The organism is Bombella mellum, assembly GCF_014048465.1.
Taxonomy (GTDB): Bacteria; Pseudomonadota; Alphaproteobacteria; order Acetobacterales; family Acetobacteraceae; genus Bombella; species Bombella mellum.
In genome coordinates, this window is record NZ_PDLY01000002.1 from 17,904 (window position 1) to 41,290 (window position 23,387).

Genomic DNA, 23,387 nt, shown 5'->3' on the forward strand with positions numbered 1-23,387 from the left:
CTAACTCTCTGCGGTACCCACATATTTCTCCAATCTGAAGATAGTGCTGCGTGTCAGTTTTTCCAAACCTTCTTCAGAGAAGAAGCCACCAGGAATTAAGCATTGATCAATCAAAACACGTCGGAAGGCTGCAAAAATGACTGGGTCTGGTTGTTGAGGGGAAAGCCAAAAATTTTCCAAGGATGATTGATATGTCAGGCCGGGCATATCGTAGATGGCCTGCCCTAATGTCAGTACTGGAACATTACATGCGAGGGCCAGTGTGCCCGTGGTACTGTTGACAGTCACCACGCCACGGGCATGCTGTACAAGTAGGGCAATATCGCCGAGTTCGACGTAATCTACCCTGTTACTGACACCATGCGAAGCAGCAAGACGTTTCACCAGTTTCTTCCAATCCTGGACGCCGTTATCGAGGGGGTGTTCCTTTATTACAAGGCGCATTCCAAGAGGAGCATGTTGCGCAAAAGAAACGAGAACCTCCGTGATGACCTCTGCAACACCGGAATAAGACGAATGAAGGCGTAACTGAGCATCCGCATCCAGCTGAAGAGGTAAAAGCATGTATGGTTTGGGGCCCTCTATCAGCCACTGGATGAGAGCTTGACTACGCTCCCGTGCCTTTCTGCGCTTGGTCAGACGCCGCAGCCAGCCCACACCTTCAACGAGCGGTGGCCAAGGACGATAATCCGTCCAGTGAGGGAAACGCCATTTCATCAGGATGGTTGCGGCATTATAGGCAATTCCTTCCAGCGCACGCCGCTGAAAGGATGATGGAACGGATTCGTGAGGTGCAATGGGAGGAAGTTTGCTGGCCTTCCGGTAATACCAGTCGGGGTCCTTGGGGAGGTTGGAGTTGCCATTGACACCCCCCAGTTCCAGCGTCACCCAGTCCGGACGAATATAACCTTCCTCGAATACATGAACAGCGATGCCTATTTCACGGCAGATGAGAATGGCCTGACGATGGAGTTCCCGGCAGTCACCAAATAGCAGAACATCCGTAATGGCGTGCTTTTGGAGTACGTTGCCAAAAAAGGTAGGCCAAGTGCCGTAGTTATTCCGGAAGGCTATGCCGCCGCTAAGGCGCCAGAACAGTTCGTCACCACCGTTGAAGTTGATTTTCCATACTTTGTGACCGCGTTGTTTTAGAGCGTGACCAATCCGCTGGAAAAAGGGACCCATGAGGCCTTGGAGAAGGAGAAAGTGCCTTTTTGTTTTTGGTGGCTGTTCGAGAGAAGCAGGGACCAGTGTTCCGGCTTCTGTCAGGGCTGGGTCTTCGAAAAGATGAGCGTCGCCTTTGGATGAAAAGTTTTTCCAGGTTGGGGTTGTTTTAATGTGGTCAGGCATGTGGCGTCCGGTGTAAAGAAATTAGATGTGTGAAATAACGGCGCAGCTGGCCTTGTTTCTGCCGCAACTTCATGGCGCATGTAGGCTGCCAGAGAGACGCATTACCGAAACAGTCGATCAATTCTTCCACCTCGCAGCGTTGTTCCGTCTCCGGGCTGACGTAGATCGGATACAGAATAAGAGTTACCGCTGCAAGCTCTGTGATATCCAGTTTCCGCTCTCGGCGGGGAAGAGAAGGTCCTCGATGTGTCGTCAGTCCCCAGCCAGCATAAAAGGGGGCACCGTAAGTTGTTACATTCTTACGGCGGATCAGAGCTTCAAAGCCTGTCAGTGACGTCAGGGTATGAACTTCATCAATATTCTCAAGCAGCTGGCTCATGCTGCCTTCCCGGTGGATCATGTCGGCATATGATAGGATGACGGGATCGGACAAATGGCCAGCACGATGACCAGCTTCCACGTCGGGATGGGGGCGGTAGATGATCCAAGCTTTAGAATTGTGACGGCGCACTTCCTTTAGAAGGGAAAGGTTGTCCGTAATTCTTCCGCCACCTCGTATGACGGAGAGGTCACCTGCCACCTGTCCGGGAACGAGAATGATACGACGGTCAGCAGGCAGGTTCATGACGGGTGCTTGAGAGGTCGTGGCGGCATATTTGGAAATGTGCAGCTGCTGCAGGCGATCTACAAGTATGGCAGCTCGTTGACGGAGGGCCGGGGTAATTTCGGCGTTCTGTAACATATCCTCCAAGTCACTGGGGTGGGACGGATCAACGTAGGCCCCCTGGCTGTCGAGGATTATGGAGCAGGGAGGGAGGAAGCCACTTCCCAGACCCATGGATCGGATGAAACCATCTTCCATAAGATATAGGGGCACATTCATGGCATCGGCTCTGGCCTTCAGGGCTGGTGTCACCCGATTTGCCCAGACAGCCAACCCTCCATTTTTTTTTCTGGCATGAAGAAGGGCACGCCGGGGTAAACAGAAGAACCGGATGGAAGAGTGGATATCTAGAAAGGAGCGGATGCGACGCCGTTTCCACCATGCTATCCCGCTACAGGCTACAATTTTCTTTGTTGTCCTGATTCCGGAAGAGGAAAAGGAAGATGGCATGGTAGAATTGAGGCCTTTTTCTGTCAGCTTGTAGAGTTGAAAAGTTTAGGAACCTATTATCAGGCAGAAGCATATTGGGAAAGAGATTGTCGGAAAATATACATTAATTTCATATGCAATATTTTAACAAAAAATTTATATTATTATTTACTTTGATATGTTTACAATTTTCATATTAATGTTTTTGAAAACAGAACTGGTCTCAATATTTTTTTTGTCTATATTGTCTTGATCTCGTGGAGGAGTTTTGGAAACTGTAATGTTCACTTGTATAATGTCCATATTGATAGTGATTGGAGTGGGTTTCGTAATAGGCGAAGGAATGGACATGTTCGTTTGTCCTGTCCGTTTTTTGCGGAGGCGTTCGCTTTTCTTCTTACGAAGTATTCCTGTCCTGTTTTCAAGTAGCTTCTTTCTTGTTCTGACAGGATCCACTCCAATTTCTCTTCTGATCAGTGCTGTTCTTCTTGGGATTCTGGTGACAGCTTCAAACCTCAAGTTGAGGCTTTTGAATGAGCCTCTTGTTTTTACTGACTTTTCTCTTCTGGGTGCTTTTGTAAGACATCCACGTTTTTATCTTCAGGGTATACCAGTATTTCTAAGGGTTGTTGCCCTCACGGGAGGAGCATTTCTCGTGTATCTCCTGATACGGGCTTCGTCAGCAGCGATGCTTCCACGTTATGCAGGGTTGGCTGGTACAGTGATTTTTGCGATCTTATTGTGGGTGCTTGTTACTAGGGAGGGGCGTATTAATGATGAACCGCCTGCACTGTGGGATGATGTCCATAACCACGGCCTGCTGCCTGTTTTGATGTCATATGCGGTGCGGTGCCGCAGCCTGCCAGCATTGTCGCCACGACTGCCCTTGCCACGGGCACAGGGAGCGCCGGACGCCGTCATCATCGTCCAGTGTGAGTCATTTGCTGATCCTGCTGAATTGAATGCTGTCTGGAACAGCCTGCCTGCTCTGACGCACTATCAGAATGAAGCGATACAGTGGGGGAAGCTCCTGCCTAGTGGGTTGGGCGCTTACACGATGCGCAGCGAATATGGCGTTCTCTGTGGAGATGATGAAGAGTGTCTGTCCTATCGCCTGTTTGATCCGTTCCTGACAGCAGACCAGTCACCGTCTCATGCCCTGCCACACCGGCTGAAGCAGTTCTATGAGAAGGCTCTATTCCTGCATCCCTATGACATCCGTTTTTACGGGCGGGACCGGATGATGCCCCTATGGGGGTTTACCGATATTGTCAGCCGGGAGAGCTTCTCCGATGATGACAGAGTTGGGCCATATGTGAGTGATGATGCCGTGGCAGATTGCCTTCTGAAACATCTGACGGAGAATGAACGGTCTCTGGCCTATTGTGTCACTATTGAAAATCATGGCCCGTGGAAAAAAGGGCGGCTGGGCAGGGTCAGTGGTGAAGAGGCTTGGTATGAACATGTCCGGCACAGTGATGCCATGCTGGATAAACTTGTGACAGGTATCAGGGAAAGTGGCCGAGACGTTCTTCTCGTGTTCTTCGGAGATCACCGGCCAGCCTTGAAAGCCCTGCCACCTATTGAGGGCTTGGAGAGAAGTACCCCCTATGTCATGCTACGCCCCAATGACCCCAGAGGGAGGGACGTGTCGTCTGAACCTGTCGATGTGACACCGGCTGAACTTCATCGAAGTATTCTGCGGCACGTCAGTTCCTGACATATGCGGCATGAAAAAAGCACCTCACGAGGAGGTGCTTTTTTCTGTCACATGCAGAAGGAGGGCGTTACTTGGCTTTGCCCTGGTTTGCGACGGCAGCGGCCTTGGCGGCGATTTCTTCTGCATCTCCCAGATAGTAGTGCTTGACCGGTTTGAAGTTCTCGTCGAACTCATAGACCAGCGGCACGCCTGTCGGGATGTTCAGGTTCAGGATTTCATCCTCTGTCATGTTGTCCAGATATTTCACCAGAGCACGCAGGGAATTGCCGTGAGCGGCAATGATGACTTTCTCACCCTTCTTGATGCGGGGCAGGATGGTCTTTTCCCAGTAGGGGATCACACGTTCAATGGTAAGGGCGAGACTTTCCGTGACAGGAAGTTCGTCAGCAGTCAGTGCAGAATAGCGGGGGTCGTGACCAGGGAAGCGTTCGTCAGAGCGTTCCAGAGCAGGGGGGGTGACGGCAAAGCCGCGACGCCACTGCTTGACCTGTTCGTCACCGTATTTCTTGGCTGTCTCGGCCTTGTTGAGGCCCTGGAGAGCACCATAATGACGCTCGTTCAGACGCCAGTTTTTCTCGACAGGCAGCCAGGCCTGATCCACACCGTCCAGGATGTTCCAGAGCGTGTGGATGGCACGCTTCAGGACGGAGGTATAGGCGTAGTCGAAGGAGTAGCCCTCCTTGTGCAGCAGCTGGCCGGCAGCCTTGGCTTCGCTGCGTCCTTTTTCGGACAGGTCCACGTCGTACCAGCCGGTGAAGCGGTTTTCCTGATTCCACTGGCTCTCGCCGTGACGGACCAGAACAAGCTTTGTGACGGCCATGATGAACTCCTTAGTACATAAGCTTTTGGTAACATCGGGAGATTGCGCCACTATAGCCTGAACTGCAAGGGGCCTCTCCCGGTTCATGTCCTCCATGAGAGCATGGCCGTTATGAAAAAGGCCGTTCCTGAATGGAACGGCCCGTAGATTGTGTCGCTTCAGGGAAGCTTCATGAAACGGCGGAGCGTTTCTCCTGTTCTTCCGTGTGGCGGCGGGCCTCCGGAGAGACCGTCAGCATCATCGTCAGACCGGCAGAGAGCAGATAGATGATGGCAAAGGCCCAGATGACATAGGCCATTCCAACGCCGAAGATCATGCCACAGAGTGACACGATGGCGGGACCAACCCATGTGGAAGCCCCGGCACCAAGGCCCAGGATGGACAGGGCGGCTGCCTTTTCCCGTGGGCATATCTGGGGCATGAGGCCGGAGAGAGGGACGAAGGCGGCAACGGATGCCCCGTAGAGGATGCCCACCACGGCGGCGGCTGCAAAATTGCCCGGGTACCAGAGGGGAACGTAGTAGAAGAGCGGAATGGTGATGAAGCCCCCGACGCCGCCAAAGGCCGCAACGACGAAGCGGTAACCGATCCTGTCAGCAATCATGCCGGAGATCAGGTTAACGATGATGTTGCTCAGGAAAATGAGCGACAGCAGATTGAGCCACTGTCCTAGGGTGAAGCCGAGATGATCGACGAAGAAACCAGGCATGATGGCCAGAAAGGCATATTCTGATGACGTGTCGATTGTCCGCACGATACCGGCGATGAGGGTCTTCGGTTCACGCCAGATGATGCTGATGGAGCCCAGAAAAATCTGGCTGGCTGGCACGTCAGCGGGAAGCAGGCGTCTGTTCCCTGTTGGCTCATTTGTGAAGAGAAGGGCAATCAGCCCCCCGATGATGACCAGGCCCAGAGCGCACCAGAAGGTATTGATCTCACCGATGGCCGGGATGGCGAAACGGGCAAACTGGGAGCCAAGGGTTGGCAGGCCGGCGGAGAAGGAGAACCAGAACCAGCCTGCGGCCGCTCCCAGCATGGAGGTTGGTGTGGCAGCGGCGATCCAGACCAGAAAGCCATAGGCGAAGAGTGGGTAGGCGAATCCACGCAGAGCGTAGAAGGTCAGTATCCAGGTGCTGTTGTTGGGGGTCAGTCCGAAAATGAGGAAGCCAACCTCCAGAACCGCCCAGAGGACCAGTCCCATCCACATGACTTTCTTGGGGCCCATGAGGTCTGAAAGCGGCCCGGCAAACCAGGCGGCAATCATCACGGTGATTCCATAGAACGTGAAAAGTTCGTTGACGAAGCTTTGTGGATGACCGGTATGGAGCATGAACGTGTCAAGATAGCCGGCCTCCACGCCATCACCGACCATGAAGAGGAGCTGACCGACAAAGGCCCAGAAGAGGGCACCCGGTATGCCTATTTTTTCAACAAGACTGCGTTTCGTGTCTGGCGCATTCGCCATGAGAATCTCTCCGTTTGCGGTTGGAAGGAGGAGAAACGCTTTCAGGTTCCTTCATGCCTTCGCAGATGATTGTTGGCCCTACGAGAGTGCTCGGGCCTTTAAATGATCGTTCGTACAGGGGGTATTATTATATGCCACGAAGAAGGCAGGTTGTATGAAGCCCCATACGAGAAAGAAGATGCTTTCTATCATGAGAATGGTTTTTTTTCAATTTTACGCTTCTTGAGGTGTTCCTGAAGGTTTCAGTTCCATTTTTGGGAGTGAAATTCTTCTTTCTTTTCATGGATTATTTTATCTCCGATGAATGTTTCCATTTTTCAGATTCATTACGGAATGAGTATGACATGTGCGATGGGACGGCGCAGGACGCTGGAATTTTTTAGTTGCGAAAGAATGTCATTATCATTAGCGTCTGAGCGAGGTCATAGTGGAGGCGGGACCCTGATGATTATATGCTCGTGCAACGGACTGTCCGACAGGGACGTACATGCAGCCATCCAGGCGGGCGTGGTGAAGATCTCCGAGATTTATTCAGCACGTCAGTGTCGGGTGAAATGTGGGAACTGCGTGAAGGGTGTGGCCTGCCTTCTGAAGGAGGCCAGACAGAAGAGCTGCCCCTGTCCCGGCACGACGGCTATTGAGGAGAGTCTGGCCGTTCCGGTTGTCAGTCATGATGACATGATGCAAAAAAAAGAAGCCTCCCTGTAGGGAGGCTTCCTCTCATAGAGACAGCTCTTTATGGCTATCAGTGACCGCTGTTCTGGTCTGCACTCTCTGAGTTCAGAGTGATGTAACGTTCCAGACCGATCTGCTTGATGAGGTCCAGCTGGGTGTCGATGAAGTCCTCATGGGCTTCCTCGTCAGCAAGGATGCGGAAGAGCAGGTCGCGGGAGACGAAGTCACGCACGCTCTCGCAGTAGGCGATGCCTTCGCGGATCTTCTCCAGAGCCAGAGCCTCTACTTTCAGGTCGCACTCCAGGATTTCCTTGACGTTCTCGCCAATGTGGAGCGGGTTCAGATGCTGGAGGTTCGGCAGCCCACCCAGGAAGAGGATGCGCTCGATCAGCCAGTCGGCATGGCGCATTTCTTCGATGGATTCTTCGTATTCTTTCTTGCCCAGCTTGGTGACGCCCCAGTGGTTCAGGGTGCGGGAGTGCAGGAAGTACTGGTTGATTGCTGTCAGCTCGTTGGCCAGCTGAGCGTTAAGATATTCGATGACCTTCGGGTCTTTAGCAGCCATTCTGGCCTCCATCTCATGAATTTTGAACTGTAGGACTGTATCCGACGGAGCCGGGTATAGTGATCAAAGAATATGAATGCAATAAAAAAATATGCTTTCCATGTATTCGTATTTGATAATCATTATCATTATGTGTTGTTGAAAAGGATTATCAAATTCAAGATATGATTCTGTAGGCTATTCCTGTGCTTTCTATTTAATATTTACACATCTTTTGATGGAGATAGATTTTTCTTTGGAGGTTGCGTGACGGGGACGCTTTACCGGAGTTTCTTTGTTTGATACCCATAGAACATAGATTCACTGAAAAGGAATGAAAGTCATGGATCTTCTTCAGGCTCTGAGAACACGGTATGCAACCAAGGCGTATGACGCTGCACGGCGCATCCCCGAGGAAACGGTCAAGCAGCTTCTGGAGGCCCTCCGTTGCAGTCCGTCTTCCGTGAATGCACAGCCTTGGCATTTCATCGTGGCGGATGACGAGGCTGGCAAGCAACGCATGGCCAAGGCGACACCGGATAGTGGCTCTCTGGCCTACAATCGGTCCAAGATTCTGCAGGCCTCGCATGTCGTGGCTCTCTGTGCCCGTGACGGGCTGCCGGCTTCCTATCTGGAGGAAGTGCTGAACAGGGAAGAGCAGGACGGTCGGTATGCGGACCAGGCAGCCCGTGAAGGGTTTGCTGCTGCCCGGGCTGGTTATGTCCAGCAGCATGTCGATGCAGGTGACGTGGCACACTGGAATCAGAAACAGGTTTATCTGGCGCAGGGTTTTCTGCTTCTTTCTGCTGGGCTGCTTGGCGTGGACGCCACACCGATCGAAGGTTTTCTGCCAGAGGCGTTTTCTGAAGAGTTCGGGCTGAAAGAGAAGGGGCTGACGCCACTGGTGCTCGTATCGCTGGGCTATCATTCTGATAGGGATGCGAATGCCAAGGCACCGAAGTCCCGCCTTGCACCGGAAGTGCTGTTCTCGAAAGCGTAAATGATTCCGTTTACTGGAGAGGGTCTGCCTCTCCAGTAAGGAAAGAAACACTAGGAGACATAGCTTTCAGAAGCTACTACTTCAGAATTTTTCGGGAAAGTGGCGGAGAGAGAGGGATTCGAACCCTCGGTACGCTATTAACGTACACACGCTTTCCAAGCGTGCGCCTTAAGCCGCTCGGCCATCTCTCCGTCGAGCAGTGAGGGAACAATATCATCATTTCTGATGAACGCAAGACCCTTTCTGAGAATTTTTCACAAATTTTTCAAGGAGAAGGGCAGACTTGATCCCGGGTTGCTCTTCGACACCGGATGAGACATCCACGGCAGGGGCGCAGCTGGTCTGTATGGCACTAGCCACATTGTCAGGTGTCAGTCCGCCGGCCAGAAGCCACGGGGAAGGAGCCTGCCATTTTCCTGTCAGGGTCCAGTCAAAGGTCCGCCCCAGTCCACCAGGGCGGGTATCTCCCTTGCGGGCTGGGGCTTCAATGACATAACCATCCAGAGCCCCAGAGGTGGGAAGATCCACTTCCTGTGAGATGCCACGGGCCAGCCAGACTTTCAGTCCTGTCTGGGCCTTCAGGGCAAGAGCCGTGGCTTCATCCGTGTAGAGCTGAAGTATGTCGAGTGGTACCCTCTCCAGTGTTGCAGCAACCTGCTCATGGTCGGGCCGGACAAACAGGCCGACCCGGAGCGGTCCTCCATTCGTAGGGGATGGAATGGAGGCATGGAGTGCTGCAGCTTGCGTGGTGTCAACAAAGCGGGGAGAAGCGGGATGAAAGACCAGCCCGACCCAGCGGACGCCCAGTGCAGCACATGTCTGCATGTCTTCCGTACGGGTCAGGCCGCATATCTTGACTGAAACCGTCACGCTGTAACGGCCCGCAGTTCGTCCTGAATGGCCTGTGCGGCAGCGGCGGGGTTCTCGGCACGGGTGATGGGCCGGCCCACCACGATCCAGTCGGCCCCAGCCTGCGCTGCCTGGGAGGGGGTCATGATGCGTTTCTGGTCATCCGTGCTGCTGCCAGCAGGACGGATGCCAGGAACGATCAGCTCCGGCCCGTCGCCCAGAGCCTCACGCAGGGCGACAAGCTCATGTGCGGAGCAGACCAGACCATCCGCACCAGCACGGATGGCCATGCGTCCCAGACGCACCACTTCTTCCAGAGGCGTGGCGTTGATGCCAACCTCAGCAAGGCACTTTTCACTCATGCTGGTCAGCACGGTGACGGCCAGAAGACGAGGACGTTTTGCCTGCTCCCTGAAGGATTCCTCCAGCACGGCCCGGGAACGGCTGATCATTTCAGGCCCTCCGAGGGCATGAATGGTCATCAGGGCCGGGTGGATGGGGGTGAGAGCCTTCAGGCCGGAAGCGACCGTATTGGGAATGTCATGCAGCTTCAGGTCCAGGAAAAGCTCCTGCCGCGCAGAGAGCTTTTTTACGGCATCGAGACCGCAGGCATAGGTGAACTCGAGACCCAGCTTGATGGCATCCACCCGGCCTTCCAGTTCGGAGGCCCAGTGCGAGGCCTGATCGTAGGATGGTGTGTCCAGCGCAGCGATGAGGCGGGTACGGTGAAGAGACATCGGGATGTCTTACTTCTGGGGAGCAGCCGGAGCTGCTTCCGGTGTGAGGGGCGTGTTGTCGGCCTTGAGCTGGTCCAGACGCTGGTGCAAGTCGATCAGCTGCTTCTGGGATGCACGAAGTTGTGATTCTGCCTTGCGTGCACGCCTCCGCTGGCGGAGCTCACCCGTCAGGCCGAGCAGCAGCCCCAGTATGAGGGAAGGTACGGAAAGAAGGGCGATGAACTTGCCCATCTTGATGGAGAAGCCAAATGAAGCCAGCCAGATGGTCGTGTCATCCAGGTTGCTCATGGCAAAAATGGCGGCAAAAGCCAGAAAAAGGACAATAATCAGAAGTCGTATCATGGGGCTATACCTATCCTGCCTCGTAGCAGGGGACAAGATGGACGAAGAGACACGGGGCTGCCGCCCGGTGCCGGTGGATTTTAGAAGAACTGCTCTGCCCTGTCATCTCGAGGTTCCCTGCTTTAATGTGAAGCAGATGAATATAGTGCAGCGGTGCGTTCCCTAAGAGGGCTGATCTCTGATATTAAATGTTTATATGTCTTCCTGATGGTTGAAGGGGCTGGTGGAAACGGTATGGGCACGGACGGGACTTTTTTCGGGGCGATTGCCAATGACCGGGCGAAGACTCCTCTCTGGTATGGGTTTGACGCTGCTTGGTACCGTCGCCGCTATGCCCGGCAGCTGGAGGAGGCAGGAGCAGTGCCGGATGATGCCAGCCTGACTGCCGGCTGGCAGGCTGATGAGGGAAGCGACGGCACATCGCCCAACCGGTATTTTGATGAAGAATGGTATCTGAAGAGTTATCCTGACGTTCGGCGGAGCGTGCAGGACAAGGGCATCTTCCGGAGCGGCTTTCAGCATTATGTGGATGTGGGCTGTCAGAGCTGTGCAGGGCACTGGCTTTTTTCTGCCGAGCATTATCTCAGGGAGAATGCCGATTATGGTCTGAGAGCCATACGGAATGCAGGTTATGTCAATGCCTACGATCATTTCCTGTGTGTCGGGGATCATGACTTCAGGTCTCCGCATGTGTTTTTTGATGCGGAGCTGTTCACCCTTGAGTGTCTGGGGCGGGACATACCGTTCGATCCGTCTCGGGGAGCCTTTTCTCAGTACCTGTCTCTTGAAAACCCTGCCATGGGGACGGTCAGGACGTCATGGTATTTTGATCCTGCTTGGTATCTTGAGAAGTATCCTGAAGTGGCGGAACTTCTGGAAACGGGCCAGTTCATCGGTCCCCTGCATCATTATCTGGCCTGTGAGGAGCCGACCCGTTACAGTCCCAGTCCTTACTTTGATGAAGATTATTACCTGACGCAGTATCCGGATGTGGCAGATGCGGTTGCCAAGGGGCTGTTCCGCAACGGGTACATCCATTTTGTCCGGGCGGGTATCGGGGAACAGCGCAATCCGTCCGCTGCTCTGGACATGAAGGCCTTCATCTCCACGCTGGATCTGCCTGACGTGCTGAATCAGGCTCATGTGGATAATCCGTTCCTGCTCTGGGTTCTCCAGCAGGAAGGAAGGGTGGTGGATGAGGCGTCCGTGTCCTCGGTCACGGCAGCCAATACCCTGGCCCTGAGGAAAGTTGAGGCGGGGCTTCCTTCACTGTTCCGCCAGCCTCTGCGGTTTGCTCCCGTATCACGGGCTTCAGTGCAGCTGAGTGTTGTCCTGTTTTCTCGGGGCAATTATCTGCTTGATATTGCGACGCTGACCTCACTACGGGCGCAGGGTCTGTCGGGTCTGCAGGTCATCGTGTCCAGCACGGGTAACGCTTTGGCACGGCAGCGTCTTGAACAGGCGGTAGAGGGCCTGCGTTATTTTACCTGTGATGAGCTTCTGTCTCCCGTCCAGCAGTTGCAGAGGATTGTTCCGATGCTGCTGGGAGAGCGTGTCCTTCTGCTCGAGGCGGGAATGCAGCTTCTGCCCATGGCCCTGTCTTCGGCCATACAGGCCATGATGAAAGACAGGACGGGTGGCACCGGCAGGATCCTGACAAGTACGAACAAGGTTCTGGAAGCCGGGAGTGCTGTCTGGCGGGATGGCAGCGTGACGTCCTGCGGGCAGGGAGATGTGGCCCGTTCGCAGTCGCTCAGTTTCCAGCGCAGCGTGGATGCCGTTCAGGGTGGGCTGCTGTTCTGTCATCGCAAGGGCATGGTGGAAGCTCTGGCTTATCTGGACGGGCATGTGGCAGAACCTTTCTTCACCTGTTTTTCCATGGCGTTGCGGGTGCAGGGTGAGACTCTGTCTTACTGGCCTGCAGTACAGGCCAGAATGCTGCATGCCACGGTCGAGACCTATGCGGGCGGACATGGAGCAAAAGAGGCCATGCGACGTCTGTTCCCCGTGTCTCTTTCGGAGCAGGCCATTGTACCAAGTGGTCATACCGTTGTGGCTGAGGAACGTCCCGGTGTCATGATGGTCTTTTCTCATCTGCCACGTCTTGAGGAGGGTGGTCCGACCAGGAGGATCATGCAGCAGATCGAGGCGTTCCGCTGGCTGGGATGGCGTGTTCTGGTTGTTGGTCTGGATCGGGGGGGCGAGGACAGGCTCGTCGTGCCTCATGATTATCCGGCGGATGTTGAATGCCGACGGGACGTCAGGGATTTTCCGGCTTTCCTGCGGGAGAGACAGGCTGGGCTGAAGATACTCTGGCTGGGTGGAACGGAGATCCTGTCCCGTATTGGTCCGTGTCTGGCATCTGGAGAGTTTACCCTGCGGAAGGCAGCCATCGTTCTGGATACGGTCAGTCAGAAGGGCATGGGCCTCAGGGCTGTCGAAGAACATATGCGGCGGCTGGTCGGCGTGGTGGACAGGCCGGAAATCCTGATGAGGGATGCCCGGAAGGAGCTGGAACACGCATGGCTCTGTCAGGGTATCGTCACGGGAGATGCCAGGGAGACGGACCTTCTGCGCCGTCTGGGGTATGACAATGTCAGGCACCTTCCTTATGCCGTGCTGCCCAGGCCGTTCCTTCCGGAGGATGATTTCGAACGTCGCAGGGGTGTTCTGTTCCCTCTGTCCATTCATCAGGCTGGTGACGCCGGGCATGATGGTTTCGACTGGCTCTGCCTTTCCGTCATGCCGGACATGAGACGCCATTTTGGTGAAGACATACCTGTCGGTATCGGGGGGTATCATCATCCGGTGGTTGATCTTGGCTTCTATGAGCGTCTCGCCACTCTGGATGGTCTGGTCGGGAAGAAGACATGGCCCGTCATGTTCCGGCAGTGCCGTGTTCTTGCTGAGCCGTCACGGGTTCCATCCCGTCAGGCGACCGAGATTCTTGAGGCCGCCGGAGAGGGGATTCCGGCCGTACTGAGCAGCCCCCAGCTCGAGCGTCTGGGCTGGAAGGATGGCAGGGAGGCACTGGATGGTGGTTTCAATGATCCCAAGAGGTTCGCCGGGCAGCTGATCCGTCTGTATGAGGACCGGGACCTATGGATGACACTGAGGGATAATGCGTATGCGGCCGTGTGTCAGACACATGATGACAGCCATCTCCATGCGGCTTTTGGCGGTTTCATCGAGTCACTGTTTGATGGCGTGGATCGGGTTGAGCGTCCTTTCGTGGAGGAAGACGTTGCCTGCCGCCGTAGGGTTTTTGCTCCAGCCCCTCTGAAAATTGCACTGAAGGCAGTGTCGGAGCCAGTGACGGATACGGGAGAGTCAGTAGGGGATGAGGCGGAGGAAGAGTTCATGCCATTGCCGACCCATCTTGGCGTGATGCTTCCGCAGGAGAATCAGGACCAGAAGGATGAGGCCAGACATGACTGAAAAGATGGAAGCGGTTCTTCAGTATGTGGACGGGAATCGGGAGGCGGCCTTGGAGCGTCTCATGGCACTGCTCCGTATTCCCAGTATTTCCACGCAGAAGAGCCACAGGGATGACTGTCGCAGGGCGGCCGGATGGCTGGTCAGGGAGCTTCAGGAGCTGGGTTTTTCGGCAGGTCTGAGGGAGGTGTCATGGGCTGAGCCGGGGCACCCCATGGTGGTGGGGCATGATGAGCGGAATGTCGGCAAAGTGAAGTCCGGGCAGAGGCACGTCCTCTTCTATGGTCATTATGATGTTCAGCCGACAGACCCCGATGCGCTCTGGAAGACTGATCCGTTTGAGCCCTGTATCCGGGAAGATGAGGCAGGACGGAAGGTCATCGTGGCCCGTGGGGCCAGCGATGATAAAGGACAGGTGATGACCTTCATTGAGGCCTGCCGTGCCTGGAAGGCGGTCCATGGGGATCTCCCAGTTGCCGTTAGTTTTCTCCTGGAGGGTGAGGAGGAATCCGGTGGTGAGAATCTTCTGCCGTTCCTCAAGGCGAACAGGGACGAAATGCGGGCTGATGTTGCCCTGATCTGTGATACGGCGATGCCAGACCGGAAGACACCGGCCATCACGACGTCCCTGCGTGGGACGGTGGCTGAGGAAGTGGAGCTTGTGGCGGCCAGTCAGGACCTGCATTCTGGCATGTACGGCAATGCGGCCGCCAATCCGGCCTTTCTGCTCTGCCAGCTCATAAGCAGCCTGAGAGATGAGAAAGGACGCATCACGCTGCCGGGATTTTATAATGGTGTGAGTCTGCCAGATGAGCAGACACGGCAGCAGTGGCGGGAGCTGTACCCCGATGATTCGGCCCTTCTGGGAGAGGTTGGTCTGTCCCGTGCCGCTGGGGAGCAGGGGTTCAGTGCCATCGAGCAGACATGGTGCCGGCCGAGTTTTGAGGTCAACGGTTTCAAGGGGGGCTATCAGGATGACGGTTTCAAGACGGTCATTCCGTCACGGGCTTCGGCCAAACTGTCCTTCCGGCTGGTACCGGGGCAGGACCCGGTGAAGATTCGGGAGACTTTTCGTGCTCATGTTCGCAGAGCACTGCCGGAAGATGTTGATGTGACGTTTACGTCTCATGGGGCGTCGGCTGGTTTCTCTGTCAGTCGAGATAGTGAATGCCTGCCAGCCGCACTGTCTGCGCTGAGTGAGGAGTGGGGGCGGCAGGCCGTGATGACAGGGTGCGGTGGCTCCATTCCGGTTGCTGAGGAAGTGCGTGAGGCTCTGGGAATGGACGCTCTCATGATCGGGTTTGCCCAGGCTGATGACCGGATACATTCTCCCAATGAGCAGTATGGCCTTGATTCGTTTCATCATGGAATACGTTCCTGGGTGCGCATACTGGCTGCTCTGGCCCGGTAGGAATCATGCAGGATCGTGACATGAGCTTGCCTGTCGCTCTGACCATGGGCGATCCCGCTGGCATCGGACCTGAGCTGACGTGGAGGGTCTGGAAGCATCTCAGGGAGAGTGGTCGTGCTTTTTTCTGGATAGGTGATCCTGCTCTTCTGGGGCCAGATGTTCCGTATCGGGTGATACGGCATCCGTCGGAAGCGGCAGCCTGTTTTGCGGAATCCCTGCCCGTGCAGGTGCAGTCCTGTCCGGAGGCCGTGTACCCCGGTCGGCCATCGCTGCATAATGCGTCAGCCGTGGTCGGCAGCATAGAAAAGGCCGTGCGGCATGTTCTGGCCGGGGATGCTGGAGCGGTCGTGACGAACCCCATCGCCAAGCATGTTCTGGCGGAGGCCGGTTTTCCGTATCCGGGCCATACGGAGTTTCTGGCCGCCCTGTGTGGTACGGTGGGGCAGGAAGTCATGATGTTGGCCTGCCCGGAACTCAGGGTGACGCTGACAAGCATCCATGTGTCCCTGCGTCAGGCTGTGGAAAGCCTGTCGATCGAGCGTATTCTGGCGGTAAGCCGTCTGACGGCGGCTGCCCTGCGGCGTGATTTTGGCATCAGCCAGCCCAGACTGGTGGTCGCCGGTCTCAATCCTCATGCAGGCGAGAATGGCATTATGGGGGACGAGGAAATACGGGTCATCCGTCCTGCTGTCGAGATCCTGCAAAGGGAGGGGCTGGAAGTCATTGGCCCCATGCCGCCGGATACCATGTTCAGTGCGGCGGCCCGACCCCGCTATGATGCGGCAGTATGTCTGTATCATGATCAGGGTCTGATCCCCGTGAAGACGCTGGACATGGCGGGAGGCGTCAATATTACGCTTGGTCTGCCCATCATTCGCACGTCACCTGACCACGGTACGGCGTTCGATATTGCGGTTGGGCCGGGCGAGCAGGGAAAGGCTGATATTTCAAGTCTTTTATCTGCGCTGGGCATGGCTCATGATATGGCCTGTCGGCGTGCCGCTCATGATGCGCAGACTGCGTGAAGAGGGAAAGGAACGGTCCATGATCCGTCTTGGTATCAATGTTGACCATGTTGCGACGTTACGGAATGCGCGAGGAGAGCGTTACCCTGATCCCGTCAGGGCGGCCGAGCTTGCGCTGGCTCACGGGGCGGACGGAATCACGGCGCACCTGCGTGAAGATCGACGTCACATCCGGGATGATGATATCAGGCGGCTTCGCACCCTGTCGGCTCCTCTCAATTTCGAAATGGCCGTAACGGATGAAATGGTGGGTATGGCCTGTGAACTCAGGCCTCATGCCTGCTGTCTCGTGCCTGAGCGACGGGAGGAACTGACAACCGAAGGCGGTCTGGATGTGGTGGGGCTGAAGGATAGCCTCAGGGCACCGGTGGTCCGTCTGCTTGAGGCAGGCATCCGGGTTTCACTCTTCATTGACCCTGAGCCGGAAGCGATCCGTGCGGCGGCGTCTCTGGGAGTGCCGGTCATTGAACTGCACACGGGGGCTTATGCCTTGGGCAGACAGGGGGAGCTGGAACGGCTTCAGGAAGCGGCGCACGTTGCGGCGGAGTGTGGGCTGGAGCTGCATGCAGGGCATGGCCTTACCTATGAGAACGTACCACCCATTACCGCATTGCCCGGTCTGAAGGAACTGAACATAGGGCATTTCCTGATTGGCGAAGCCGTTTTTGTCGGGCTTGGAGCTTCAGTCCGGAGGATGAAAGACCTTCTGGTCTGATCGGTCAGGAAAGCGGATGGGAAGAAGGCCGTCCCGTAGGGGACGGCCTGTCTTTCAGTGATATGTGCTTATGATCGGGAGGCCGTTGTCGCCCTGATAGAGATTGATCAGCCCATTGTTGCGGCGGACCTTGGGGATGGAGCCATCCTTGGGAGCGGGCTGGATGAGTGGTTCCCCCCGCTTGTGATCGTAGTTGGGAACGAACTTGCCAGACTTGTCGGAGTAGGTCGCATCCGTCCGTTGCTCTTCCGTTGGCATGGAGTGGAAGGCGGAGATAGGCCCCATCGGCCAGATGCCCGGAGCATCCCGCATTGTTCCTTCAGGCTGCCGTGCACAGCCACGGGTGATCATGGAGCAGATGCCATCCTCACCGATATATTCATCATCATCTCCAGCGTAATGGACCTCGGAGATGCGGTCATGGTCAATCCGTACGAGCATGCGGCAGGCTGACCCGGGTTTGCCAAAGAGCTGCTGATATCCGTTGATGATATCGGGGATATTGATGGGGAAAAGGGATGTACCCTGTGTGCTGCTGATCGTGGCGACCGAGCGGCTGATGTCATATTCCCATATGGCTACGTCGCTGCTCAGTGTCTTGGTCGAGTTGGGGGCTCCTGCACAGGCCTGCAGGTCATAGGTCGTCATGCCCACCATTTCATACTGTGCCCGGTGCGCCTCCAGGGCATCCCAGTATCCGCAGGCGGACAGGCCTACGGGTAGCAGGCAGGTAAGCCGGTACAGGATTTTCCGAAACGTCATTCTCTCTCCATTAGAGGGTAGAAAGGAGGCTGTGCCGGGATGCTCTACCATGTTTTTCTTTCTATCAGAAAGATGGGTTTTAGTCTCAAGGCCAATGAGTTAGAGAGGAGAAAGATTTTCCCTTTTAGGAGTTTGCTCTATGGCCGATATTTCAGCTGCTGAAGTTCACCGTTTGCAGAAGGCATTGCGGCGTCTTCTCGGTTCTCCTGAGCTGACGGTGGAAGTTCCGCCCCGCAAGGGAATGAGCGTGGAAATTGCAGTGGCTGGTGAGGTTGTCGGGACCGTGTACAGGGATGAGGATGAGGGCGAAGTCTCTTACGCCGTCAACATGACCGTGCTGGAGGAAGACCTGCCTCCGGCCTGAGAGGAGCCGAACGGGCAGCGTCTTTATCTTTTGATGGGAAAACACGCTGTCCGTCTGTATCTTAACAAAGAGGAGCGCAGCTGCGTTCCAGCCATGGGTGCAGCTCTTCCTCAAGCAGGGGCAGGAGTTTCCTGCGAACCGTGGCATGGTATTCGTCCAGCCACTGCCGCTCCTCATCTGTCAGCTGGTCTATGTTGATCAGCCTGCGGTCAATGGGGGTATGGGTCAGGACCTCGAACTCCAGACCGGTACTGGGTGCATCCAAGGTACTCTCCCGTACCAGAAGCAGGTTTTCGATGCGGATGCCATATGCCCCGACCTCATAATAGCCAGGTTCATTGGAGAGGATCATGCCCGGCACCAGTCCGGTAGGGCGTGGGGCGACCGAGATGGACTGAGGGCCTTCATGTACGGAGAGATAGCTTCCTATTCCGTGTCCTGTCCCGTGATCGAAATCCAGCCCCAGATTCCAGAGGGAGGCACGGGCAAGGGTATCCAGTCTGTATCCCGGCAGTCCTACGGGAAAGCGTTGACGGCTGAGGGTGATGTTGCCTTTCAGGACGGCTGTGAATGCCTGTCTGATGGCGTGGGGAGGCTCATCCGGTCCGTTCCAGATGGTACGGGTTATGTCCGTGGTTCCAAAAGGATATTGTGCGCCACTGTCTACAAGATAGACGGTATTGGGGTGGAGGACACTGTCCTTGCCCTTTTCGGCCCGATAGTGAGGGTAAGCCCCATTGGGGCCGGCTGCTGAAATCGTTTCGAAACTGGGTCCCTTATAATCAGGGGACATGGCACGGAAAGCCTCCAGTCGGGCTGCCAGCTCAGTTTCGTGTTGTCCTGTGCCATGCTCCTCCAGCCAGTGGAGGAAGCGTGCCAGTGCGATGCTGTCCAGCATGTGGGCCTGACGGTTGCCATCCTGCTCCACCCTAGTCTTGATGGATTTGGGCAGGGTGCAGAGGTCTGGCTCATCAGCTATCATGGCTCCGGCTTCTTCCAGCACCATTCTGAACCAGATGGGCGTCGTTGCAGGATCCAGACGGATGGTCTGTCTGGAGAAACTTTTCAGCGTCTGGATGAGGCTGGCCGCCGGGCGTATCCGGATGTCCGCATCTTCAGGATCATCCTGAAAGCGAGAGGCCTCGGCAAAGATGTCGGCCGTGCTGTCGGCGTGCAGTATCCCATACGCATGTGCCACTGGGGTCATGGCGATATCATCGCCTCTTATGTTCAGCAGCCATGCAAGCGATGTGCAGTCGGACAGGATCATGGCGGTCTGTCCAGCATCCCGCAACTGTCGGGCCAGCCGGTCACGTTTGTTCCTGCTGGTTTCTCCAGTGAAATCCAGTGGCTGGTGGTGGATTGGCCCGGCGGGAGATGCTGGCTGGTCAGGCCAGGCGAGATCAATCGGGTTCTCTTCCAGAGGGATGAGCGTTACCCCGTCAGCCTGCCATGAGGAAAGATCTCGCTGGCTTGTCAGCCGGGGATCATAGCCAATGCTTTTCCCCTGTGCTTTCTGCGCTAGCCATTCCCGGGGGGACACCTGGCCACTGTGGTGGGTTGTCCATAGAGAACCAGGGGCCTGCTCGGCCATCTGGACGGTGTAACGGCCATCTGAAAAAACACCGCCGCTTTCTTCCAGCAGGATGGCTAGCCCTGCGCTGCCGGTAAACCCTGTCAGCCAGGCCAGTCTTTCAGAATGGGGAGCGACATATTCTCCCAGATATTCATCCCCCCGTGTGATGATGAAACCAGAAATGCCCAGTCTGCTGAAATGCTGACGGACGAGAGCGGGGCGTTCTTCTAGTGGAACAGATGACAGAAGCACGGGTATACCATTCTGGAGGAAATTTGTGAGTGAAGGTGATCAGGCCGGTTTCCGCAGGATGAGTGTACTCCACGGACCTTCCTTGAGCTGTTTTTCAAGCACCAGTCCCTGTCTCTGATGGGCGACCAGTACCATGCGGGCCTGCGTACTGAGCAGGCCGGCCAGAATGGCCGTTCCGCCCGACTGAAGGTTTCTGGCAAGGTCTCTGGCCATGCGGCAGAGGGGGCGAGCCAGAATGTTGGCAAAGACGAGGTCGTAGGGAGCTTTCTGCCTGACAGCCTCTGTATGCCAGCCATTGCCGAAGCGGCAGTCAAGTAGGGGGCCAAGGCCATTCAGGCGGGCGTTGGAGGCTGCGACACGGACCGACCATGGTTCGATATCCACGGCCAGAACAGGGCGATGAAGCAGGCGGGCAGCCGCCATGGCGAGAATGCCGGAGCCGCATCCCATGTCCAGAACGTGGTGAGGTCTGCGATGGGCGATCAGCTCGAGTGCCCGCAGGCATCCGCGGGTTGATCCGTGTTCACCAGACCCGAAGGCAATGCCGGCATCCAGCGTGATGTTCAGCCGATTGGATGAGGGGGTGTCTTTCAGGTGTGTGCCGCGGATGCAGAAGCGGCGGCCTACATGCTGTGGCGGGAAGGCTTCCTGTGTACGGGCAAGCCAGCCTTCCGCTTCCGTGTGCTGCCGGTGTAGGGGTGTTTCTACACCTGTCATGGCACGGACAAGGGCCAGGGCATTGTCCAGCTCTTCCTCGTTCCTCCCTTTTTCCTTGACGGCTTCCAACCGCCAGTAACGCTGTTCGTCATCTTCTTCAAACATGCCTACGGTGTCACAGACGCCCAGCAGGGCCTGTTCGAAAAGCGGAACATGTGCTTCCTCGACGACGATCGAGAGCGTTTCCAGAGTACGGGCATGGCGGGAGCCGATATGAGACGGAGCAATGAGGTTCTGCTTTGTCTTCATGATATAACCTCTACAAAACCGGCCATGATCCGTTTCAGACCGATATTTTCAAAATTGATGGACAGACGGTCATCTTCCACAGCTATGACAACACCTTCCCCATAGCGATTATGTCGTACCATTGCTCCGATGGGAACCGTTGGCCCTGTGGCAGAAGGGAGGGGCTGACGTCGCTGCGTGGTTGGGCGTGGCGGACGGCTGAAGAAGGATCCTGACTGTTGCTTTCGATCAGGCGATGGACGTGTTCGGGTGATCTGGTTGTCAGGCAGTTCATCAAGGAAGCGGCTGGGAATGGAATCCTGCCAGTTGGCATAAAGTTTTCGACTATTGGCATGCAATATGACCACCCGCTCACGGGCACGAGTAAGACCAACGTAAGCCAGTCGTCGCTCTTCTTCCAGAGCTTGATTCCCACCTTCATCCAAAGAGCGTTGGGAAGGGAAGAGACCTTCCTCCCACCCTGGAAGAAAAACAGTCGGAAACTCCAGACCCTTGGCCGCATGCAGGGTCATCAGACTGACCCTGTCCTGTCCATCATCCCGGGTATCCGTATCCATGATGAGAGCAATATGCTCCAGAAAAGCTTCCATCGTGGGAAACTCACCAATGGCCCGGAGAAGTTCACGAATGTTCTCAAGCCTCCCCGAAGCTTCCACCGTCTTGGGATCATCACGCCACATGGTAAGGTAGCCACTTTCTTCCAGAACCATGTCTGTCGCCATGACATGACCTTCTTGCGTGACCATTTCTCGTGCCTGCGACAGAACGGCCATGAAATCAGCAAGCGTGGCAGCCGTCTTCCCCTTCAGTAGTCCCCGTTCCAGCTGATGCTGGAGTGTCTGCTGAAGAGAAAGCCCCATTTCTTTTGCAGTTACCCGCAGTCTGGACAGGGCCACGTTACCAAAGCCCCGTCTGGGAAGATTGACTATTCTTTCAAAGGCCAGATCATCCATTGGATAGAGGACAGCCCGCATGTAAGCGATGGCATCCCTGATCTCAGCCCGTTCATAGAAGCGCAGGCCACCGATGATCTGATAAGGAATACCCATTTTCATCAGGGCATCCTCGAAAGGACGTGTCTGAAAGCCGGCACGCATCAGGATTGCCATGGAGCCATAATCGTGATCCTGCTTATGCAGGTCCTGAATACGCTTGCCAACAATCCTAGCTTCATCGTCTGAATCCGGTGCATTGATGACTTCTATGAGCTCTCCATCATCCGCATCAAGGCCGGGTTGAAGGACCTTACCAAGCCGTCCTTCATTGTGAGCGATGATCCGTGAGGCTACATCCAGTATGCGAGGTGTTGAACGATAGTTCTTCTCAAGACGGACCGTCTTGGCGCCGGGAAAATCCTTTTCAAAACGCAGGATGTTGGTGATGTCTGCACCCCGCCAGGAATAGATGGACTGGTCGTCATCACCGACGCAGGCAATGTTGGCAGGCGTTCCATCTTGACGCCGGGCCAGAAGACGCAGCCACAGATACTGGATGGTATTGGTATCCTGATATTCATCCACAAGTAGATAGCGGAAACGATTCTGATACTGTTCCAGAACTTCAGTATGCTGACGGAAAATAGTGACCATATGGAGCATCAGGTCGCCAAAGTCACAGGCGTTGAGTTCTTTCAGACGTGTCTGATAAGAGGCATAGATGGCCCTTGTCTGACCATTGGCAAACTCCGTCACCTGGGCTGATGTAATGGCCTCCGGCAAGAGGGCCTGATCTTTCCAGAGCTGTATCTGGTGCATGATCTGGGCAGGGGGCCAGCGTTTGATATCCAGATTCCACGGCTCAATGACCTGTTTCAGCAGGCGTATCTGGTCATCCATGTCAAGGATGGTGAAGTTGCGCTCCAGCCCGACAAGCACGGCATGCTGTCGCAACATGCGGGTACAGAGGGAATGGAACGTTCCCACCCAGAGTCCTTCCACAGGCCGGTCGAGGATGACGCTGATGCGTTCTCTCATTTCCCGGGCGGCCTTGTTAGTGAATGTGACGCCCAGAATCTGCTCCGGCCATGCCAGTTTTTCCAGAATGATGTGAGCAAAACGTGTTGTCAGGACACGTGTCTTGCCTGTGCCGGCTCCGGCGAGAATCAGCAGGGGGCCCTGCGTTGTCTCCACGGCCAGACGCTGCTCTTCATTCAGGTCGACTAGGTGGTCGGGAACAGAAGACGAAAAACGGGGGGAAAAGAGATCATCCATCACGATTATCTGGTATAATGTGCAACACATTCAATGGCTAGGACATAACCTCCGATTGTGAAGAAAGCGGTTTCAT

Annotated in this window: 20 protein-coding genes and 1 tRNA gene; 8 read left to right on the plus strand and 13 right to left on the minus strand. The window is 55.5% G+C overall.

Annotation, left to right across the window (positions count from 1 at the left end):
• Both CPA56_RS03165 and CPA56_RS03170 read right to left on the minus strand, forming a co-directional pair.
• The gene (locus CPA56_RS03165; protein ID WP_182040616.1) at positions 1 to 1,350 is read right to left on the minus strand and encodes a capsule biosynthesis protein; all 1,350 of its coding nucleotides are present in this window, start codon (positions 1,348 to 1,350) and stop codon (positions 1 to 3) included.
• Positions 1,343 to 2,464 (minus strand): capsular polysaccharide export protein, LipB/KpsS family, encoded by a 1,122-nt coding sequence (locus tag CPA56_RS03170; protein ID WP_154981462.1) that lies wholly within the window; start codon positions 2,462 to 2,464, stop codon positions 1,343 to 1,345. Before CPA56_RS03170 ends, CPA56_RS03165 begins: the two co-directional genes overlap by 8 nt.
• Before the next feature lie 328 nt (positions 2,465 to 2,792).
• On the opposite strand from CPA56_RS03170, the gene CPA56_RS03175 reads away from it, so the two are divergent.
• On the plus strand, positions 2,793 to 4,163 hold the full coding sequence (locus CPA56_RS03175; RefSeq protein WP_182040617.1) for an LTA synthase family protein: 1,371 nt from the start codon (positions 2,793 to 2,795) through the stop codon (positions 4,161 to 4,163).
• A gap of 67 nt (positions 4,164 to 4,230) precedes the next feature.
• Here the strand turns inward: CPA56_RS03175 and gpmA are convergent, their stop codons facing one another.
• The gene (gene gpmA / locus CPA56_RS03180; protein WP_154981460.1) at positions 4,231 to 4,983 is read right to left on the minus strand and encodes a 2,3-diphosphoglycerate-dependent phosphoglycerate mutase; all 753 of its coding nucleotides are present in this window, start codon (positions 4,981 to 4,983) and stop codon (positions 4,231 to 4,233) included.
• A gap of 169 nt (positions 4,984 to 5,152) precedes the next feature.
• Entirely contained in the window at positions 5,153 to 6,448 is a 1,296-nt protein-coding gene (locus CPA56_RS03185; RefSeq protein WP_154981459.1) for an MFS transporter, read from the minus strand.
• A 444-nt stretch (positions 6,449 to 6,892) separates the two neighbouring features.
• On the opposite strand from CPA56_RS03185, the gene CPA56_RS03190 reads away from it, so the two are divergent.
• Complete coding sequence (locus CPA56_RS03190) at positions 6,893 to 7,156, plus strand: (2Fe-2S)-binding protein (RefSeq protein WP_154981458.1); 264 nt, start codon at positions 6,893 to 6,895, stop codon at positions 7,154 to 7,156.
• Positions 7,157 to 7,193: 37 nt separating this feature from the next.
• On the opposite strand, the gene bfr is transcribed toward CPA56_RS03190, so the two are convergent.
• On the minus strand, positions 7,194 to 7,688 hold the full coding sequence (gene bfr, locus CPA56_RS03195; protein WP_081563135.1) for a bacterioferritin: 495 nt from the start codon (positions 7,686 to 7,688) through the stop codon (positions 7,194 to 7,196).
• A 322-nt stretch (positions 7,689 to 8,010) separates the two neighbouring features.
• Between bfr and nfsB the strand changes: the two genes are divergently transcribed.
• Positions 8,011 to 8,667 (plus strand): oxygen-insensitive NAD(P)H nitroreductase, encoded by a 657-nt coding sequence (gene nfsB, locus CPA56_RS03200; RefSeq protein ID WP_182040618.1) that lies wholly within the window; start codon positions 8,011 to 8,013, stop codon positions 8,665 to 8,667.
• A gap of 100 nt (positions 8,668 to 8,767) precedes the next feature.
• Here nfsB and CPA56_RS03205 read toward each other — a convergent pair.
• The 4 genes from CPA56_RS03205 to CPA56_RS03220 all read right to left on the minus strand — a co-directional run bounded on the left by CPA56_RS03205 (position 8,768) and on the right by CPA56_RS03220 (position 10,595).
• Positions 8,768 to 8,858, minus strand: a tRNA-Ser gene (locus CPA56_RS03205).
• 25 nt (positions 8,859 to 8,883) lie between these two features.
• Entirely contained in the window at positions 8,884 to 9,537 is a 654-nt protein-coding gene (locus tag CPA56_RS03210) for a phosphoribosylanthranilate isomerase (RefSeq protein ID WP_182040619.1), read from the minus strand.
• Positions 9,534 to 10,253 carry an orotidine-5'-phosphate decarboxylase gene (gene pyrF, locus CPA56_RS03215; protein ID WP_182040620.1) on the minus strand — a complete coding sequence of 240 codons (720 nt, stop codon included), beginning with the start codon at positions 10,251 to 10,253 and terminating at the stop codon, positions 9,534 to 9,536. The genes CPA56_RS03210 and pyrF overlap by 4 nt, the downstream gene beginning before the upstream one ends.
• Before the next feature lie 9 nt (positions 10,254 to 10,262).
• Positions 10,263 to 10,595 (minus strand): LapA family protein, encoded by a 333-nt coding sequence (locus tag CPA56_RS03220; RefSeq protein WP_182040621.1) that lies wholly within the window; start codon positions 10,593 to 10,595, stop codon positions 10,263 to 10,265.
• Positions 10,596 to 10,802: 207 nt separating this feature from the next.
• Between CPA56_RS03220 and CPA56_RS03225 the strand changes: the two genes are divergently transcribed.
• Genes CPA56_RS03225 through CPA56_RS03240 form a run of 4 tightly spaced genes read left to right on the plus strand, consistent with a single transcriptional unit; the run spans position 10,803 to position 17,181 of the window.
• Positions 10,803 to 14,033 carry a glycosyltransferase family protein gene (locus CPA56_RS03225; protein ID WP_182040622.1) on the plus strand — a complete coding sequence of 1,077 codons (3,231 nt, stop codon included), beginning with the start codon at positions 10,803 to 10,805 and terminating at the stop codon, positions 14,031 to 14,033.
• The gene (locus tag CPA56_RS03230; RefSeq protein WP_182040623.1) at positions 14,026 to 15,441 is read left to right on the plus strand and encodes a M20/M25/M40 family metallo-hydrolase; all 1,416 of its coding nucleotides are present in this window, start codon (positions 14,026 to 14,028) and stop codon (positions 15,439 to 15,441) included. The genes CPA56_RS03225 and CPA56_RS03230 overlap by 8 nt, the downstream gene beginning before the upstream one ends.
• A gap of 20 nt (positions 15,442 to 15,461) precedes the next feature.
• Positions 15,462 to 16,466: a 4-hydroxythreonine-4-phosphate dehydrogenase PdxA gene (gene pdxA, locus CPA56_RS03235; RefSeq protein ID WP_182040624.1), complete on the plus strand. Its 1,005-nt coding sequence runs from the start codon at positions 15,462 to 15,464 to the stop codon at positions 16,464 to 16,466.
• A gap of 19 nt (positions 16,467 to 16,485) precedes the next feature.
• On the plus strand, positions 16,486 to 17,181 hold the full coding sequence (locus CPA56_RS03240) for a pyridoxine 5'-phosphate synthase (RefSeq protein ID WP_182040625.1): 696 nt from the start codon (positions 16,486 to 16,488) through the stop codon (positions 17,179 to 17,181).
• A 54-nt stretch (positions 17,182 to 17,235) separates the two neighbouring features.
• Here the strand turns inward: CPA56_RS03240 and CPA56_RS03245 are convergent, their stop codons facing one another.
• Positions 17,236 to 17,943, minus strand: a complete 708-nt coding sequence (locus CPA56_RS03245; RefSeq protein ID WP_229707361.1) for a hypothetical protein — start codon at positions 17,941 to 17,943, stop codon at positions 17,236 to 17,238.
• Between the two features lie 139 nt (positions 17,944 to 18,082).
• On the opposite strand from CPA56_RS03245, the gene CPA56_RS03250 reads away from it, so the two are divergent.
• On the plus strand, positions 18,083 to 18,307 hold the full coding sequence (locus tag CPA56_RS03250; RefSeq protein WP_182040626.1) for a DUF3126 family protein: 225 nt from the start codon (positions 18,083 to 18,085) through the stop codon (positions 18,305 to 18,307).
• Between the two features lie 61 nt (positions 18,308 to 18,368).
• Here CPA56_RS03250 and CPA56_RS03255 read toward each other — a convergent pair whose 3' ends face one another.
• From CPA56_RS03255 to CPA56_RS03265, 3 genes are read right to left on the minus strand one after another with little or no spacing between them, the layout of a single operon-like run.
• Positions 18,369 to 20,135, minus strand: a complete 1,767-nt coding sequence (locus tag CPA56_RS03255; protein ID WP_182040627.1) for an aminopeptidase P family protein — start codon at positions 20,133 to 20,135, stop codon at positions 18,369 to 18,371.
• Positions 20,136 to 20,174: 39 nt separating this feature from the next.
• Positions 20,175 to 21,101, minus strand: coding sequence for a 50S ribosomal protein L11 methyltransferase (locus CPA56_RS03260; protein WP_182040628.1), 927 nt, complete (start codon positions 21,099 to 21,101; stop codon positions 20,175 to 20,177).
• The gene (locus CPA56_RS03265; protein ID WP_182040629.1) at positions 21,098 to 23,311 is read right to left on the minus strand and encodes an ATP-dependent helicase; all 2,214 of its coding nucleotides are present in this window, start codon (positions 23,309 to 23,311) and stop codon (positions 21,098 to 21,100) included. The genes CPA56_RS03260 and CPA56_RS03265 overlap by 4 nt, the downstream gene beginning before the upstream one ends.
• Positions 23,312 to 23,387 lie beyond the last annotated feature (76 nt).